8 protein-coding genes and 7 pseudogenes are annotated in these 16,192 nt (G+C 58.5%); 4 read left to right on the top strand and 11 right to left on the bottom strand.

What is annotated here, in order from left to right:
* Nucleotides 1-110 precede the first annotated feature (110 nt).
* Nucleotides 111-1,161 (top strand): annotated as a pseudogene (flk, locus tag JNO11_RS13580) (flagella biosynthesis regulator Flk).
* Nucleotide 1,162: 1 nt separating this feature from the next.
* Here flk and JNO11_RS13585 read toward each other — a convergent pair.
* A pseudogene (locus tag JNO11_RS13585) lies at nucleotides 1,163-1,608 on the bottom strand (rhodanese-like domain-containing protein).
* An 87-nt stretch (nucleotides 1,609-1,695) separates the two neighbouring features.
* Here JNO11_RS13585 and JNO11_RS13590 point away from each other — a divergent pair.
* Nucleotides 1,696-3,121 (top strand): annotated as a pseudogene (locus JNO11_RS13590) (PLP-dependent aminotransferase family protein).
* An 86-nt stretch (nucleotides 3,122-3,207) separates the two neighbouring features.
* Here JNO11_RS13590 and fabB read toward each other — a convergent pair.
* Nucleotides 3,208-4,428 (bottom strand): beta-ketoacyl-ACP synthase I, encoded by a 1,221-nt coding sequence (gene fabB / locus JNO11_RS13595; protein ID WP_010257968.1) that lies wholly within the window; start codon nucleotides 4,426-4,428, stop codon nucleotides 3,208-3,210.
* Nucleotides 4,429-4,582: 154 nt separating this feature from the next.
* On the opposite strand from fabB, the gene mnmC reads away from it, so the two are divergent.
* Nucleotides 4,583-6,589 carry a bifunctional tRNA (5-methylaminomethyl-2-thiouridine)(34)-methyltransferase MnmD/FAD-dependent 5-carboxymethylaminomethyl-2-thiouridine(34) oxidoreductase MnmC gene (gene mnmC, locus JNO11_RS13600; protein ID WP_325177418.1) on the top strand — a complete coding sequence of 669 codons (2,007 nt, stop codon included), beginning with the start codon at nucleotides 4,583-4,585 and terminating at the stop codon, nucleotides 6,587-6,589.
* 33 nt (nucleotides 6,590-6,622) lie between these two features.
* On the opposite strand, the gene JNO11_RS13605 is transcribed toward mnmC, so the two are convergent.
* The 6 genes and pseudogenes from JNO11_RS13605 to prmB all read right to left on the bottom strand — a co-directional run bounded on the left by JNO11_RS13605 (nucleotide 6,623) and on the right by prmB (nucleotide 11,211).
* The gene (locus JNO11_RS13605) at nucleotides 6,623-6,907 is read right to left on the bottom strand and encodes a YfcL family protein (protein WP_010257960.1); all 285 of its coding nucleotides are present in this window, start codon (nucleotides 6,905-6,907) and stop codon (nucleotides 6,623-6,625) included.
* Nucleotides 6,908-6,939: 32 nt separating this feature from the next.
* Nucleotides 6,940-7,485 (bottom strand): elongation factor P hydroxylase, encoded by a 546-nt coding sequence (locus JNO11_RS13610; RefSeq protein ID WP_003854284.1) that lies wholly within the window; start codon nucleotides 7,483-7,485, stop codon nucleotides 6,940-6,942.
* 19 nt (nucleotides 7,486-7,504) lie between these two features.
* Nucleotides 7,505-8,309 (bottom strand): annotated as a pseudogene (locus JNO11_RS13615) (sulfite exporter TauE/SafE family protein).
* Between the two features lie 8 nt (nucleotides 8,310-8,317).
* The gene (gene mepA / locus JNO11_RS13620; RefSeq protein ID WP_010257953.1) at nucleotides 8,318-9,142 is read right to left on the bottom strand and encodes a penicillin-insensitive murein endopeptidase; all 825 of its coding nucleotides are present in this window, start codon (nucleotides 9,140-9,142) and stop codon (nucleotides 8,318-8,320) included.
* 4 nt (nucleotides 9,143-9,146) lie between these two features.
* Nucleotides 9,147-10,233: pseudogene (gene aroC / locus JNO11_RS13625) on the bottom strand (chorismate synthase).
* A gap of 45 nt (nucleotides 10,234-10,278) precedes the next feature.
* Nucleotides 10,279-11,211, bottom strand: coding sequence for a 50S ribosomal protein L3 N(5)-glutamine methyltransferase (gene prmB, locus JNO11_RS13630; protein WP_010671438.1), 933 nt, complete (start codon nucleotides 11,209-11,211; stop codon nucleotides 10,279-10,281).
* 160 nt (nucleotides 11,212-11,371) lie between these two features.
* On the opposite strand from prmB, the pseudogene smrB reads away from it, so the two are divergent.
* Nucleotides 11,372-11,921: pseudogene (gene smrB / locus JNO11_RS13635) on the top strand (endonuclease SmrB).
* Between the two features lie 29 nt (nucleotides 11,922-11,950).
* Here the strand turns inward: smrB and sixA are convergent.
* The 3 genes and pseudogenes from sixA to fadI all read right to left on the bottom strand — a co-directional run bounded on the left by sixA (nucleotide 11,951) and on the right by fadI (nucleotide 16,065).
* Entirely contained in the window at nucleotides 11,951-12,433 is a 483-nt protein-coding gene (sixA, locus tag JNO11_RS13640; protein ID WP_010257941.1) for a phosphohistidine phosphatase SixA, read from the bottom strand.
* Nucleotides 12,434-12,657: 224 nt separating this feature from the next.
* A pseudogene (gene fadJ, locus JNO11_RS13645) lies at nucleotides 12,658-14,755 on the bottom strand (fatty acid oxidation complex subunit alpha FadJ).
* Nucleotides 14,755-16,065, bottom strand: a complete 1,311-nt coding sequence (gene fadI, locus JNO11_RS13650; protein WP_325177419.1) for an acetyl-CoA C-acyltransferase FadI — start codon at nucleotides 16,063-16,065, stop codon at nucleotides 14,755-14,757. The pseudogene fadJ and the gene fadI overlap by 1 nt, the downstream one beginning before the upstream one ends.
* Between the last annotated feature and the right edge of the window lie 127 nt (nucleotides 16,066-16,192).

The raw sequence follows: 16,192 nt of genomic DNA on the forward strand, positions 1-16,192 counted from the left end.
TCGCGCCGAAACGCATGTCCCCCGTGGGATTTCCCGGGGGGCTTTTGCTATCATGGCCTATTCATTTTCCGGCGCACCCCACGCTGTTCTGTTTTCCCAAGGAATCCGCCATGCAACCACTCAGCGGCCCCGGTGTGCCGGTCGGCGATCGTTCATCTGTCAATCCGCAAACTGGCGTAACGCGTCACGGTTCAGTGGCCGGTGAACAGCCCCTCTCCCCCTGCGCAGCGCACGACGTTAGAACGGCTGATCGTGCGTATCTCATCGCTCAGTAATCTTAAAGCGCCTGAACTGTGGGCGGGCGTACGCCATGAAGTGGGCGTAAAGAGTGAAGCGGAGTTGCAATCGCGTCATTTTCCGGCAGCGGAACAGTACCTTAATGGCCGCCTTACGCAGACGCAAAATGGGCATGCCACACGCCAGCTGATGACCCAGCTCACCGATCTGCTGCCGAAAGGGAATAACCGTCAGGCCGTCAGCGACTTTATCCGTCAGCAATTTGGTCAGACCGTACTGAGCGCGCTGAGCCAGGATCAGCTGCGCCAGGTGCTGACGATGCTGCAGAACGGGCAGATGACCATTCCTCAGCCGCAGCAGATCCGCGTCAGCGATCGCACGCTGCTGCCTGCCGAGCACCATACGCTGAATCAGCAGGTGGTACGCCTGGCCGCTGCCACGGGCGAATCCACCGGTAAGCTGTGGACGGCTGCGCTGAAACTGGTGAATCTGACCAGCGGTGATCCCATCCCGTCGCGCCACTTCCCGCTGCTGACCCAGTATCTGCAGGTGCGCCAGACGCTGAGTCAGCACAGCGCACCGACGCTGCAATTGCTGGAAGCGTCCCTGAAACAGCCGCTTGATCAGCAGGAGCGGCAGCAACTGGAGGATTACAGCCAGCAGCGTTTCCAGGCCACGCCGCAGACGGTGCTCACCGTAACGCAGACCCAGGATCTGCTGAACTTCCTGTTCAGCCGGCGCGCCGACCGGGCAGAAAAACTTCTCGAACAGCCGCTGGCTGCCAGCGAGATAAAACCCCAGCCGATCTGGTCACCCTTTGTTGCGTCGCTGCCGCCCGCGATTCAGCCTCTGGCAGAGCGCCCCCTGCTGGGCTTCTTTGTTGCACTGGTCGTCATCACCCTTTTACTCTGGGTGGTCCTCTGAGTTAACAGCCACAGAATGCTTTGGGCGCGGCGACTGGCCATTCGCCCGGTGCATCACCCCAGGTCAGCGGATGACCGTCACGTTTCCAGAAATCCAGCCCGCCAATCAACTCCTTCACCTGAAATCCCAGCGAGGCCAGTTTCCAGGCCGCTTTCGTCGAGCCGTTACAGCCAATGCCGTCACAATACGTGACATAAACTTTACTGCGATCGAGCCGGGCCGTCGTAGTGGCATCCATCTCGCGATGCGGAAAGTTGATCGCGCCGCAAATATGCCCGGCGCGATAAGCCTCCGGCGCGCGAGCATCGATTACCACGATATCCGGGATTTGCCGCCCCAGATCTTCCGCCAGATCCCAGGCGTCGGTGTAAAAAGCGAGTTTTGCCTGCAGATAGTCGAGGCTTTGCTGCGGGGGGGGGCGGCCGGAATTCGTAAAACCGATGACATAGCGATTCTCCTGTTGTGGGGAGTCTGCAGTTTACGGCAAAGTGGACTGCTTACTGATACCCATTCCCCATCAGGTATAAGACCCATATGTCTTCACCGTTATTACAACTTTTCCAGCATCAGACCAATGGCGGCGTGCGCGAGCGGCTCTGCTCTACCCTGCGACTGGCGATCAACCGGCACCATCTGCATGCTGGTCAGCAGTTGCCGTCCAGTCGGCAGCTGGCGCAGGATCTGCGTCTGTCACGTGTGACGGTGGAAGCGGCCTACGGACAGCTGGAAAGTGAAGGCTATCTGCGACGCGAGACCGGTCGCGGTACTTTTGTTGCCATCATCATCCCCACCCACTCATCATCATTACCTGCCCGGTCTCAGCCCGTCCATTTCTCGGCGCGGGGCCAGCAGGTACTGACAACCGGTGGCTGTCAGGATCCCCCCTTTTCCCCATGCATTCGCCGCCGGTTCACCGGAGTTACGCGCTTTTCCCCATGACACGTGGCGACGCCTCGGCAGCAGCGTGCAGCGTTCACTGGGCAGTGCCGCAATGGGATATGGCGATCCCTGCGGCTACCTGCCGTTACGCAGCGCACTCGCGGATTATCTGGCACTTTCCCGGGGCGTGGCATGCCAGCCGGAACAGGTGATCATTCTGACCAGTTCACAACAGGCACTGCAGTTACTGGCAATGATGTTCGTCGATCCCGGTGATGAGGTATGGATGGAGGAGCCGGGCTATCCTGGTGCGCGTAACGCCTTTCTGGCTGCCGGCGCACAGGTGCGCGGGATTGAGGTCGATGCCGAAGGTGCCATCCCCGCCAGCGGCAGTGCAAAACTGATGTATCTGACGCCATCGCATCATTACCCTACCGGCGTGACGCTGAGCCTGACGCGACGCCTGGCGTGGCTGGACTGGGCGCAGCGCAACCGGTGCTGGCTGATCGAAGACGATTATGACAGCGAATTTCACTACGACGAACGTCCTATCCCTGCGCTACAGGGACTGGATCGCCATCAGCGGGTGATTACGCTGGGCACCTTCTCGAAGTCGCTGTTTCCCTCCCTGCGGCTGGCCTGGATGGTGGTCCCGCCCGCGCTGATTACCCCCATAGGCCAGGCACGCAGCGTGCTGGATGGACACAGCGCCCTGCTGCCGCAGGCTGTCACAGCCGCCTTTCTGCAACAGGGACATTTCGCCAGCCATCTGCGGCTGATGCGTCAGCTCTATCACAGCCGTCGCGATCTGCTGCTGACGCTAATCGCTCAGCAACTGTCGCCGTGGATCACGCCGATTGTCAGCAGCGGCGGATTACAGGTAACTGTCAGACTGCAACAGGATGAAGCGCGATTAAGCGCACTGGCGGCTCAACAGGGTTTGCTGCTGCCGCGTCTGAGTCCGCTCTATGCCGGGCCTTCATCTCAGCAAGGCTGGATGCTGGGCTTTGCCGCACTGACGCCTGACGAGATTGTGGCAGGATGCGATACATTGCTGCGGCTGCTGCAGCGGGAGGGCTAAAACGGAGGGTTGAACGAGGTAAAGCGGATGGGCTGTAAAACAAAAAAGGGCCGGCAAGCCGGCCCTTCAGAGTGCTGACGTAATAATTACGCCTGATATTTACGCATGGTCAATGTGGCGTTGGTACCGCCAAAACCAAAGCTGTTAGACATCACGGTAGTCAGCTCTTTTTCCATCGGCTCAGTGACGATGTTCATACCGGTTGCTGCCGCGTCAAGCGAGGTGATGTTGATGCTTGGCGCGATAAAGCCATGCTCCAGCATCAGCAGCGAGTAGATCGCTTCCTGCACGCCAGCCGCACCCAGAGAGTGGCCGGTCATCGCTTTCGTTGCTGAGATGTATGGCGTGTTATCGCCAAACACTTCACGAATCGCACCCAGCTCTTTCACATCACCCACCGGGGTAGAGGTTCCGTGGCTGTTCAGATAGTCAATGGGTGTATCGACACCGTGCATCGCCATCTTCATGCAGCGCACTGCGCCTTCACCTGATGGAGCAACCATGTCTGCACCGTCTGAAGTGGCACCATAACCGACGATTTCGGCATAGATATGCGCACCACGTGCCAGCGCATGCTCCAGCTCTTCAACGACGACCATGCCACCGCCACCGGCGATAACAAAGCCGTCGCGCTCATTGTCATAAGTGCGTGACGCTTTTTCTGGCGTGTCGTTGTAACGGGTCGAGAGCGCGCCCATGGCATCGAACTCACAGGCCATTTCCCAGCACAGCTCTTCGCCGCCGCCCGCAAAAACGATATCCTGTTTGCCAAGCTGGATCTGCTCAACGGCGTTACCGATACAGTGCGCAGAGGTGGCACAGGCGGAGCTAATCGAGTAATTTACGCCATGAATTTTGAATGGCGTTGCGAGGCAGGCAGAGACGCCAGAGGCCATCGCTTTGGTGACCACATAAGGGCCAACCGCTTTCAGGCCGCGTGGGCTGCGCATTGCGTCAGCACCAAATACCTGGAAACGTGGGGAGCCGCCGCCTGAACCCGCAATCAGACCCACTCGTGGGTTGCTCTGATACGCTTCAGCGCTGAGGCCAGAATCTTTAATCGCTTCTTCCATGGAAAGATAAGCATAGATGGACGCATCACTCATAAAGCGCACAACTTTGCGATCGATGAGGCCGGTGGTATCTAATTTAACGTTACCCCAGACGTGACTACGCATGCCGGAATCTTTCATCTCTTCAGAAAAGGTGATGCCAGAGCGTCCTTCACGCAGAGATGACAGCACCTCCTGCTGGTTATTACCAATACTGGAAACGATCCCTAAGCCAGTAATCACAGCACGTTTCATTCAATCTTCCTCATCCACTTCTTCTTAATTGGCATGCACTCTAGCGTACACTTGTACGCCGAACAAGTCCGATCAGCTATTTCCTTTTGTAAATTTGCGTCATGTCACGCGGGTCGCTAGAATCGCGCCACTGCCTGAAAAACGAGCCTTTACCGTGAAATTGACCCCGGTTAAACATGCAAAGCTAAACTGGAATGAACAGGGTACACCTGTTTCCCGAGCGTTTGGCGATGTCTATTTCTCTAATGACAACGGTCTGGAAGAGACACGCTATGTCTTCCTTGGCGGCAACGGTTTTCCCCAGCGTTTTGCTGAGCATCCGCGCGATCTGCTGATCGTGGCGGAGAGCGGTTTTGGCACCGGTCTTAATTTCCTGACGCTCTGGCAGGCGTTCGATGCGTTTCAGCGCGAACAGCCCGACGCCACTTTAAAACGTCTGCATTTCATCAGCTTTGAGAAATTTCCGTTAACCCGTGAAGATTTAACCGCAGCGCAGCAGCACTGGCCCGAACTGGCCCCCTGGGCGGAGGCGCTGCAGGCGCAGTGGCCCGCTGCCCTGCCCGGCTGTCAGCGTCTGCTGTTTGATGGCGGCCGCATCACGCTCGACCTGTGGCTGGGCGATATTAACCTGCTGATGGATCAGCTGGATGAGAGCCTGAATCGTCAGGTGGATGCCTGGTTCCTGGATGGGTTCGCGCCCTCAAAGAACCCGGATATGTGGACGCCGGAGCTGTTTGGCATGATGGCAAAACTGGCGCGGCCGCAGGGGACCTTCGCGACCTTTACGGCCGCAGGTATTGTCCGGCGCGGTCTGCAGCAGGCGGGCTTTGCGGTCATCCGCCGCAAAGGATTTGGTCCGAAGCGCGAAATGCTATGCGGGCCGTTGCAGGATGCGCCTCCGCTGCCCGCCGCGCAGCCCTGGTATCATCGTCAATGTGCGGAGCAGCGTGATGTGGCTCTTATTGGCGGCGGCGTCGCCAGTGCCACCCTGGCGCTGGCGCTGCTGCGTCGCGGCTGGCGGGTAACACTTTATTGCGCCGATGAGGCGCCCGCGCTGGGCGCATCCGGCAATCGTCAGGGAGCGCTCTATCCGCTGCTCAATCAGCACGACCCGGCACTTGCCACCTTTTTTCCCTCGGCCTTCAGCTTTGCCCGGCGGCTCTATGATCAATTAACCGTCACCTATGAGCATGACTGGAGCGGTGTGCTGCAGCTGGGCTGGGATGAGAAAAGCCGTAAGAAGATCAGTCAGATGCTGGCGATGGACCTGCCTGAAATCATCGCCTGTGGCGTCGATGTGGCAGAAGCTGAAAAACTGGCAAATGTTGAACATGGCTGTGGCGGCATTTTCTATCCGCAAGGCGGCTGGCTCTCACCGGTAGAGCTGACCACCGCGATGCTGGCGCATAGCGAAACCCAGGGATTGCGCATTCACTGGCTGCACCGGGTGAGCGCGCTTTCCCGGGAGGATGATCACTGGACGCTGACGTTCAGCGATCGTCCGGCGGTGCGTCATCCGACCGTCGTACTGGCAAACGGTCATGCGATTGCTGACTTTGCGCAAAGCGCCCCGCTGCCGACCTATCCGGTGGCCGGTCAGGTAAGCCATGTTCCCTCCACGCCGGGCCTCAACGCGCTGCAAACGGTGCTCTGTTACGACGGCTATCTGACGCCCGTCAGCCCGCAGTTTGGTACGCACTGTATCGGGGCCAGCTATCACCGTGGCAATACCGCAACCGCGTATCGGGAAGAGGATCAGCAGCAGAACCGCAGCCGCCTGCTGCATTGCCTGCCTGACAGCAGCTGGGCCGAAACGGTGGATGTCAGTGACGGAGAGGCAAGAATGGGGGTGCGCTGCGCCACCCGGGATCACCTGCCGATGGTGGGCGGCGTGCCGGATTATGCTGCTACGCTGGCGCAGTATGCTGATTTACCGGCACAGCAGGCGGCAGGCAGCGATATCGCTGACGCACCCGATCTTGCGGGCTTGTATCTGTTTGGGGCGCTGGGATCGCGCGGCCTGTGCAGTGCGCCGCTGGCGGCCGAAGTACTGGCAGCTCAGCTGGCGGGCGAGCCGCAGCCTCTGGATGCCAGTACCCTGGCAGCACTCAATCCGAATCGTTACTGGGTGAGGAAATTACTGAAGGGAAAAGCCGTTTAGCGGACGCTAAGGGCGGCACGCCGCCCTGCACCACTACGCGGAGAGCTGGCGTGCCTGAACAAACAGGTTATCCCACATCCCGACCACTAATGCCTGGTCGCGCGGCGAGAGTTCTCCGGCAGCTATGGCATTTTGCAGACTGCGGGTCACCTGAATCTGCAGCGCTTCTGGCGTATGTTCGCCCAGTTGCTCCACTTCAGCGACGGCCAGTGTCAGATGCCCGCGCAGATAACCGCTGGCGAACAGCTCATCGTCACTGGCATGCTCGACCATGTCGTCAATCAGGGCCAGAATACGCGCTTCAAATTCTGCGATCATCTCAATTCCTCTTTTAATAATGCCTTTCTGCATCACAGATCGTCCGGCCAGGGAAACTGCGATGCTGTTAATGAAGGCCTGCCATAAAATTCCGCCAGGGCGGTAATAAAACGCGCGGGACGGTCGGGAATGCCCGACGTCAGATAGCTCATGACCTGAGCATGCACTTTACGCTGGAACGCAATGCGATCCGGCTCACAATCTCCGTCGAGATTGTCACAACTCACGTTGAAGGGAAAGCCTGCCGCCGTACAAAACATCCACTCCAGCGCCTGTGGCTTCACTTCCACCGCTTCAAACTGACTCTGGGTCAGCGCATCGCGGCCATCCGGACAGTACCAGTAGCCAAAATCGACCAGTTTGCGGCGCGCTTCACCGGCGATGCACCAGTGAGAGATCTCATGCAGGGCGCTGGCGTAGAAGCCGTGAGCAAAGACCACACGGTTCCACGGCGATTCGGCATCAGCAGGAAGATAGATCGGTTCATCATCGCCTTTAATTAGACGGGTCTGAAATTCATCGCTGAAACAGCGATCAAACAGCGTGATCAGCTGTTCATAATGATGAGTCGGGTTCATGACGGTATCAGGTTTTAGGTTACGATTGCAGCGTGGCAAGCCAGGCCATAACGGCGCTGCCATGGCTGTCCCACAGTAATTTAATGCTCATGACGGCAGACACAATCACCACCATCGGGCGGATCAGCTTCTGTCCGCGGCTCAGCACCAGTCTTGCGCCCAGACGCGCGCCGCAGAAAGCGCCGAGCATCATGATCAGGCCGGTTCCCCACACTACTTTGCCGCCGAACATAAAGAACAGCAGGCTGCCGAGGTTCGAGGTGAAGTTGAGGACCTTGGCATGGGCGGTCGCTTTGGCAAGGTTGTAGCCGCAGAGCGTGACGAAAGCCAGCGCATAAAAAGATCCTGCGCCCGGTCCGAAAAATCCGTCATAGAATCCCACTGCCCCGCCGCCGACCAGTGCAAAGGCCAGACCATGCAGACGGCGCGCGCGATCCACTTCGCCGAGTCGCGGCATCAGCAGGAACCACAGACCGATAGCGATTAAAAACAGCGGCAACATCTGGCGCAGGAAATCCGCCTGCAGGCGCTGAATCAGTATCGCGCCCAGCACGGAACCCAGCAGCGTCATGGCAATGTTCAGCCACTGTTCATTCAGATTGACCGCACCACGCCGGATAAAGTAGAGACTGGCGGAAAACGATCCACCGACCGATTGCAGTTTATTGGTCGCCAGCGCCTGGGCCGGAGAGAGGCCCGCCGCCAGCAACGAAGGTACCGTAAGTAATCCCCCCGCCACCCGCGATTGAATCAATAAAACCGGCGAGCATGGCGATTAAAAACAGCAGCCCGACGAGCAGCGGGCTGACCACAAACCAATCCATGGAATCCCTTACAGTAGATGTTTATCCAGCAGGGCCTGACAGGCAGGCGGTAATGGCGGCGGCTCACGTTTCACCGGCGCGCCCGAGCCAGGCTGTTTTGGCAGGAACCAGCTCTGCAGCTCTGCGCCACAGCCATCGCCAGCAGGCGGTGCAGGCTGATCTTCACAGCCGATACTGCCCGCCGGGCAGCGCAGGCGCACATGCATATGGGCCCGGTGAGCAAACCACGGGCGCACTTTACGCAGCCAGTCACGATCGTTACCCGCATCGGCACAAAGCTGCTTTTTAATCGCCGGATTGACGAAGATCCGTGTCACATCATCATCTTTGGCGGCCAGTTTAATCAGGCTATCAATTTCTGGCTGCCAGTGACGCGCAATCACATTTTTGTCACCCGGCCCGACCAGATCGAGCGGCTGCGGCTTCAGCAGTTGCTGGGCGCTCCAGCGGGTTTTCGGCAGTTGCAGCCAGATATCGACATCCAGTCCGGTCTGATGGCTGGCGTGACCACTGCTGAAACGTCCGCCTGCTGCCATGCCCATGTCACCAATCAGCACGTTGCCCAGTTGCAGGTTATGCACCTGCGTACTGAGACGCTGAATAAACTGAATCAGATCGGGATGACCAAAGTAGCGCCGCTGATCCTGACGCATCACCTGATAGTGCGGTGAATTCAGCGGCAGCGCCTCGGCGCCAACAATACAGCCGTTGGCAAAGCCACCGATTGACTGCGGTGCGCCAGTGATCGGCTGCTGGATGCGTTGCCACGGCGTCGCCGCCAGGCTGGAGGCGCTGATCAACAGCGCACTCAGGGTAAGCAGAAGAGCCTTCATGGCATCACCAGCGCGGTACGGAGCTGTTAACGTCACCGTTCTGCGCCCGCTGGCGCAGCAGATGATCCATCAGGACGATCGCCATCATCGCCTCGGCGATCGGCACTGCACGGATCCCGACGCAGGGATCGTGGCGGCCTTTGGTGATCATCTCCACTTCTTCGCCGTCGCGGGTAATAGTTTTACCCGGCACGGTGATGCTGGAGGTTGGTTTCATCGCCAGATTGGCGCTGATGGTCTGGCCGCTGCTGATGCCGCCCAGAATCCCCCCCGGCGTGGTTGCTCTGGAAACCATCGTGGCGGATCTCGTCGCGATGCTGGCTGCCGCGCTGGTTAACCACCGCAAAGCCGTCGCCGATTTCAACGCCTTTAACGGCATTAATACTCATCAGCGCATGCGCCAGATCGGCATCCAGTCGGTCAAATACCGGCTCGCCCAGGCCTGGCGGCACGTGATCTGCCATGACCGTGACTTTAGCGCCAATGGAGTCGCCCTCTTTTTTCAGGCCGCGCATCAGTTCATCCAGCGCCTCCAGCTTGTCCGCATCCGGGCAGAAGAACGGATTCTCTTCCACGATGCTCCAGTCTTTCAGCTCACAGGCGATGTCACCAATCTGTGACAGATAGCCGCGCACCACCACACCGTGTTTCATCTGCAGGTATTTCTTGGCAATCGCACCGGCCGCCACGCGCATCGCGGTTTCGCGCGCCGACGAGCGGCCACCGCCACGATAGTCGCGCTGACCATATTTCTGCTCGTAGGTGTAATCAGCATGGCCCGGACGGAAGAGATCTTTGATAGCGCCGTAATCCTGCGACCGCTGATCGGTATTTTCAATCAGCAGGCCAATCGAAGTACCGGTGGTCACACCCTCAAAGACACCGGACAAAATTTTCACCTGATCCGGCTCGCGGCGCTGCGTGGTATAGCGCGATGTGCCAGGACGACGGCGATCGAGGTCATGCTGAATATCCGCTTCGGTCAGCGGGATGCCTGGCGGCACGCCGTCAACGATACAGCCCAGCGCAAGCCCATGGGACTCGCCAAAGGTAGTTACTCGAAAAAATTGCCCGATGCTGTTTCCGGCCATGCTGTTTCCTTCTCAGGGTTCGGCGGGCGATGCTTCGCCCCACTTTTAGTCTTTGTAAAAAGAGAAATGGTGTTTTGCGTCGACAATCTGCTGGCGCGTCAGCGTAAAGACGCCATCGCCGCCGTTGTCGAATTCCAGCCAGGTAAAGGGCACGTCGGGATACTGCTCGATCATGTGCACCATGCTGTTGCCCACTTCGCAGACCAGTACGCCCTGCTCGCTGAGATAATCCGGTGCACAGGCCAGAATGCGACGCACCAGCTTCAGGCCGTCGCTGCCTGCCGCCAGCCCGAGCTCTGGTTCGTGGCGATATTCGTTCGGCAGATCATCCATATCTTCCGCATCAACATACGGCGGATTGGTGACGATCAGATCATATTTCAGCGGTGGCAATTCGCGGAACAGGTCAGCGCGAATCGGCGTAACCTGATGAATCAGGCCATGTTCTTCAATGTTCTGCTCGGCAACCGCCAGCGCACCGGTGGAGATATCCACCGCGTCCACTTCCGCTTCCGGGAAGGCATAGGCGCAGGCAATCGCGATGCAGCCGCTGCCGGTACACATATCCAGTATATGATGGGGTGGCGAGCTGACCAGACCGGCAAAGCGGTTCTCAATCAGTTCGCCAATCGGTGAACGCGGCACCAGCACGCGCTCATCAACAAAGAACTCGTGGCCGCAGAACCAGGCTTTATTGGTCAGATAGGCGACCGGAATGCGCTCGTTAACGCGACGAATGACGCGCTCGACGATCAGAAGACGTTCGCTGGCGGTCAGACGCGCATTGCGCATATCTTCAGGAATATCCAGCGGCAGCCAGAGTGACGGCAGGACCAGTTGAACGGCTTCGTCCCAGGGATTGTCTGTGCCATGTCCGTACCAGATTCCGGCAGCGGAAAAGCGGCTTACCGCCCAGCGCAGCATGTCCTGAATGGTGTGCAGCTCGTTCACTGCCTCATCGACGAAAATTTTGTCCACGTAGCCCTCCGCAGGCCTTTTTGCTAAATCGGCCAGTAGTGTGCCATGAAGCCGGGGAGAATTCAGCGCAGCGAGGTGAAAAAGCTGACATTTAATGACGCTTAACGGTAAGGTATCGGCTCTGCTGTGTGACAGCCTTTTCTGATATGACTGACCTGCCATGAGTAAAAAAACACCACTAAGCCCGGATGACCAGGCGCTGTTTCGCCAGTTGATGACGGGTACACGCCAGTTAAAACAGGACACGTTTGTCCACAAAGCGCCGGTTAAAACCCGCCACATCCCGGTAAAGCGTCTGCTTTCAGAGCAGGCGGACAACAGTCATTACTTTTCGGATGAGTTCCAGCCGCTGCTCTCAACGGAAGGTGCCACCCGTTACGTGCGCGCCGATGTCAGCCATTTTGAGCTGAAGAAATTACGCCGTGGCGACTATACGCCGGAGATTTTCCTCGATCTGCACGGCTTAACGCAGCAGCAGGCCAAGCAGGAACTGGGGGGCACTGATCGCCGCCTGCCGCCGTGAACATCTGTTCTGCGCCAGCGTCATGACCGGTCATGGAAAGCATATTCTGAAGCAGCAGACGCCGCTGTGGCTGGCCCAGCATCCGTGGGTGATGGCTTTTCATCAGGCACCCAAAATGTTCGGCGGTGACGCCGCGCTGCTGGTTTTGATTGAGATTGAGGAGTGGCAACCGCCTGAATTGCCCTGAGAGGGGCCGGAATTATCGGCCCACAGACGTCAGATTGCTTTAGCCAGCTTTTTGGGACTGACCTGCCACAGCAGTTTACCGGCACTCGCTGCGGGATCGAATTCCACGCAGGCAATAGCGGAAGTGGCGAACATTGGCGGTGCTTCCTGCGGGCACAGTTCAGAGACTAAATACCCCACCAACGGTAAATGTGAAATCACCAGAGCCGATTTCACGCCTTCATTCGCCAGGGCCTGCAGATAGCACCCGACCATCTCCGGATCGCCGCCCGGCGTTAATTCCGGCAGAACGTCCTGGCTTTCCGGCAGGGGAAAGGCTTCACGCACGGTCGCGAGCGTTTGCTGCGCGCGTAAATAGGGACTCACCAGGACACGCTCAATGTCCGGCGTCTGGCTGTTTAGCCAGTTGGCCATCTGACGTGATTCATTGCAGCCACATAAGGTTAAAGGCCTGACTGAATCACTGGCTGCTTCCAGAGCCGCATCGCCGTGACGCATGATAAAAACTTGCATAAAGCACCGCTGTTGTTTGTCGACATCGCCCGACGCGTAGCGCCTGACTCTTCACTCTGCGAATGAACGCTGTGTTTTACCCTAATGGCTTTAGTATAGTCAACCGGTTGTTTATTAAATAAGCACTTCTCAGAATCATGCTGCGCCGCACACTCTGGCGGCGCTTTTCTAAGCCGCTGAATCGGATTGGTTATTCCATTTTCAGCAGAAATGTAAAATTTCGTCTATTTTGCAGCCGCCTGAATCAGCGCCTCACAGGGTGTGAATCGTTCGCCATGCTGCTGCGCAAGCCGGGTTAATCTGTTGACCACTTCCGGCGCGCCCAGTTTGTCCATGTAGTGGAACGGGCCGCCTAAGAAAGGCGGAAAGCCGATGCCAAACACCGCACCGATATCCCCATCGCGGGCGCAGCGAACCACCTGCTCATCAAGACAGCGAGCCGCTTCGTTCAGCATCATCATCACGCAGCGTTCAGCAATCTGCGCTTCACTCTGCCTGGCCTGCGGCGAGACTTTCAACAACGTATACAGCGAAGCGTCCGGTTTTTTACGCTGCCAGCGCGGCTGGTCATAGCGATAAAAGCCTTTACTGTTTTTACGCCCCTTGCGGCCATCTTTCAGCACCGCATCAAAAGCAGCGGGGGCGGCAAAGCGTTCACCATAAGCCTGATACAGGATGGGGCTGATTTTGCTGCCAACGTCGATACCGACCTCATCCAGCAGCTGAATCGGGCCGACCGGAAAACCAAACTTCACCAGCGCCCGATCAATATGGTCAATCGGCTCGCCCTCCAGCAGGCAGCGCATCGCTTCATTTATATAGGGCGTCAGGATGCGGTTAACATAGAAGCCAGGCTTGTCCGCCACCACAATCGGAGTTTTACCCTGGCTGCGCGCCAGCGCCACAATCGTCACCAGCGTCGCGGTAGAGGTATTCAGATGAGGAATCACCTCCACCAGCGGCATTTTCTCTACCGGACTGAAATAGTGCAGCCCGATGACGTTCTCAGGACGCTGGGCGCCGGCGGCGATCGCCTCAATCGGCAGCGAAGAGGTATTTGAGGCAAACAGCGTATGCGGCTGACAGTGTGCCTCCACTTCGCTGACCATCTGCTGCTTCAGGGCTAAATCTTCGAATACGGCTTCAATTACCACGTCGCGCTGTGAGAAGCCCTGATAATCGATGCCGCCCGTGATACGTGCCATCTGCTGCTGACGCTGTGCCGGAGAGAGCTGGCGGCGTTTAACCTTTTTTGCTCAGCAGTTCCCAGCTGGTTTTCAGCGCATGGTTCACCCCTTCCAGGCTGATATCTTTAATGCGTACCGGCAACCCGGCATTGATTGCGGTGACGCTGGCGATGCCGCCGCCCATCAGGCCGCCGCCGAGGATACCAACACGCTTAACGGTGCCGGGTTCCGCTTCACCGCCCCGCTCCTTTTTCATGGCCGTAGTCGCGAAAAAGATCCCGCGCAGCGCAACAGATTCTGGCGTCATCGCCAGCTCACCAAAAGCGCGTGCTTCAGCCTCATGTCCGGCCCGACTGCCCTGCTCCAGCCCGATGCGTACCACCTCAATAATGCGTTTTGCTGCCGGATAGTTACCCTGCGTTTTGGCTGCGGTCTGTCGGGTCGCCAGCGCAAACAGCGCCTGACGGCCAACCGGACCATGCAGCAGACGATCGCGCAGCGGCAGCGTTCGTCCACTAACCTTGCCCTTTTTCACCCGGGCAATGGCGGTCTCCAGCAGAATCGCCTGCGGCACCGCGTCATCGACCACGCCCAGCTTACGGGCCTGTTTCGCCCGCAGGGCTTTGCCAGTCAGAATCAGTGGCAGCGCCTGCTGCACGCCGATTAAGCGTGGCAGCCGCTGAGTGCCGCCAGAGCCTGGCAGTAAGCCGAGTTGCACTTCCGGCAAACCGAGGCGGGTTTTATCATCCAGCGAGCAGATACGGGCATCACAGGCCAGCGCCAGTTCCAGCCCGCCACCGAGGCAGGCGCCGTGGATTGCCGCGACCACCGGGAACGGCAGCGCGTCGAGCGCAGCCATTACTTCCTGGCCCTGTTTTGCCAGCGCTTCGGCTTCCTGCGCGCTCTTACAGCGGTCAATCATGCTGATGTCTGCGCCCGCGATGAAGTTGTCCGCTTTGCCGGAAATCAGCACCAGGCCAGCCAGTTGCGGATCGCGTCGCGCTTCCGCAATGATGGCGGTGATCTGCCCGGCAAATTCCGCTTTCAGGGTGTTCATCTTCTCACCAGGGACATCGATCGTAATGATGCCGACGTGATCCAGTCGCATCTTCAGATGAAACGCATTCTGCTCCATTATTCGGCCTCCAGAATCATTGCCGCACCCAGGCCGCCTGCCGCGCAGGCCGTGACCAGTCCTAACCCGCCACCACGACGGCGTAATTCATTCAGCGTCTGGGTGATCATGCGCGCACCCGTGGCGGCAAAAGGATGACCATAGGCGATCGATCCGCCCAGCACGTTAAAGCGCTCTTCATTCACTTCGCCCAGCGCGTGTGGGCGATTCAGCACTTCACGGGCAAAGCGCTCGTCGCGAAACTTGTGCAGGTTGCTCAGCGTCTGGGCAGCAAAAGCTTCATGCATATCGATCAGCGTCAGATCGGCCAGGGTTATGCCGGCGCGATCCAGTGCCAGTGGTGAAGCGTATGCCGGGCCCAGCAGCATATCCTGCTGCACACCAATGGCGGTAAAGGCGTAGCTGCGCAGATAGCCCAGCGGCCTGATGCCCAGTTCACGGGCGCGGCCCTCGCGCATCAGAATCACTGCCGCCGCGCCGTCGGTGAGAGGCGTGCTGTTGGCCGCGGTGACGCTGCCGTGCTGGCGATCAAATGCCGGACGCAGTCGGGCGTAATCCTCCGCTTTGGCGTTCATCCGCACGTTATTGTCCTGATCGATGGCGCTTTTCCACGGCGGCACAAAGGCTGCCATGACTTCCTGATTCAGTACCCCGGATTGCCAGGCCCTTGCGGCATGCTGATGGGATCGCAGCGCCAGCGCATCCTGTGCTTCGCGCGTGATGCCGTGACTCTTAGCCATCTGCTCCGCAGTGTCGCCCATGCGCAGGCCGGTCGAATACTCCGCCACTGCGGGCGGGACCGGCAGCAGATCACGCGGACGCAGACGCCGCAGAATGTGCAGTTTTTGACCGAAGCTGCGGGCTTTATTGAGATCCACCAACGCGCGGGCCAGCGTTTTACTGACCCCAATCGGCAACACCGACGAAGAGTCTGCGCCACCGGCAATACCGGCAGAGATGGTGCCCGCCAGCAGACTTTCTGCCACATTCGCTACCGCCTGAAAGCTGGTGGCGCAGGCACGGCTGACGCTGTAGGCATCGGTATGCACACTCAACCCGCTGCTTAATACAATTTCACGCGCAATGTTCGGCGCTTCCGGCATCTGCACCACCTGCCCAAAGACCAGTTGCTCGATCACCTCAGCCGGCAGTTCACTGCGCGCCATTAATTCGCTGACCACCATACGTCCCAGCTCAATGGCGGGAATGCCATGGAAGCCGGTCGCCTGGCGTAAGAAAGGGGTGCGTAATCCGTGGGTTATTGCGATGCGTTCACCATCACGCGTCAGCAGCGGCTGCGCTTTGCTCATTGTTCTCACCTGTGGCTGGGACTGTGGCATCATTGCCTGAAGAGGTCTGACCTGATCAGTGTTAACCACAAGCGGGTGAGCCGCCAATATCGGAAGGGAAAAAGTGCGAAGGGAAACACGAAAATGA

Origin of the sequence: Pantoea sp. 1B4 (assembly GCF_016925765.1) — a bacterium.
Lineage (GTDB): Bacteria > Pseudomonadota > Gammaproteobacteria > Enterobacterales > Enterobacteriaceae > Pantoea > Pantoea agglomerans.

Excerpts from the sequence above, each read along its gene's own strand:
- sixA (WP_010257941.1), bottom strand. The coding sequence starts at position 12,433 with ATGCAAGTTTTTATCATGCGTCACGGCGATGCGGCTCTGGAAGCAGCC.
- JNO11_RS13610 (WP_003854284.1), bottom strand. The coding sequence starts at position 7,485 with ATGAACCCGACTCATCATTATGAACAGCTGATCACGCTGTTTGATCGC.
- mepA (WP_010257953.1), bottom strand. The coding sequence starts at position 9,142 with ATGAAGGCTCTTCTGCTTACCCTGAGTGCGCTGTTGATCAGCGCCTCC.
- JNO11_RS13605 (WP_010257960.1), bottom strand. The coding sequence starts at position 6,907 with ATGATCGCAGAATTTGAAGCGCGTATTCTGGCCCTGATTGACGACATG.
- fabB (WP_010257968.1), bottom strand. The coding sequence starts at position 4,428 with ATGAAACGTGCTGTGATTACTGGCTTAGGGATCGTTTCCAGTATTGGT.
- fadI (WP_325177419.1), bottom strand. The coding sequence starts at position 16,065 with ATGAGCAAAGCGCAGCCGCTGCTGACGCGTGATGGTGAACGCATCGCA.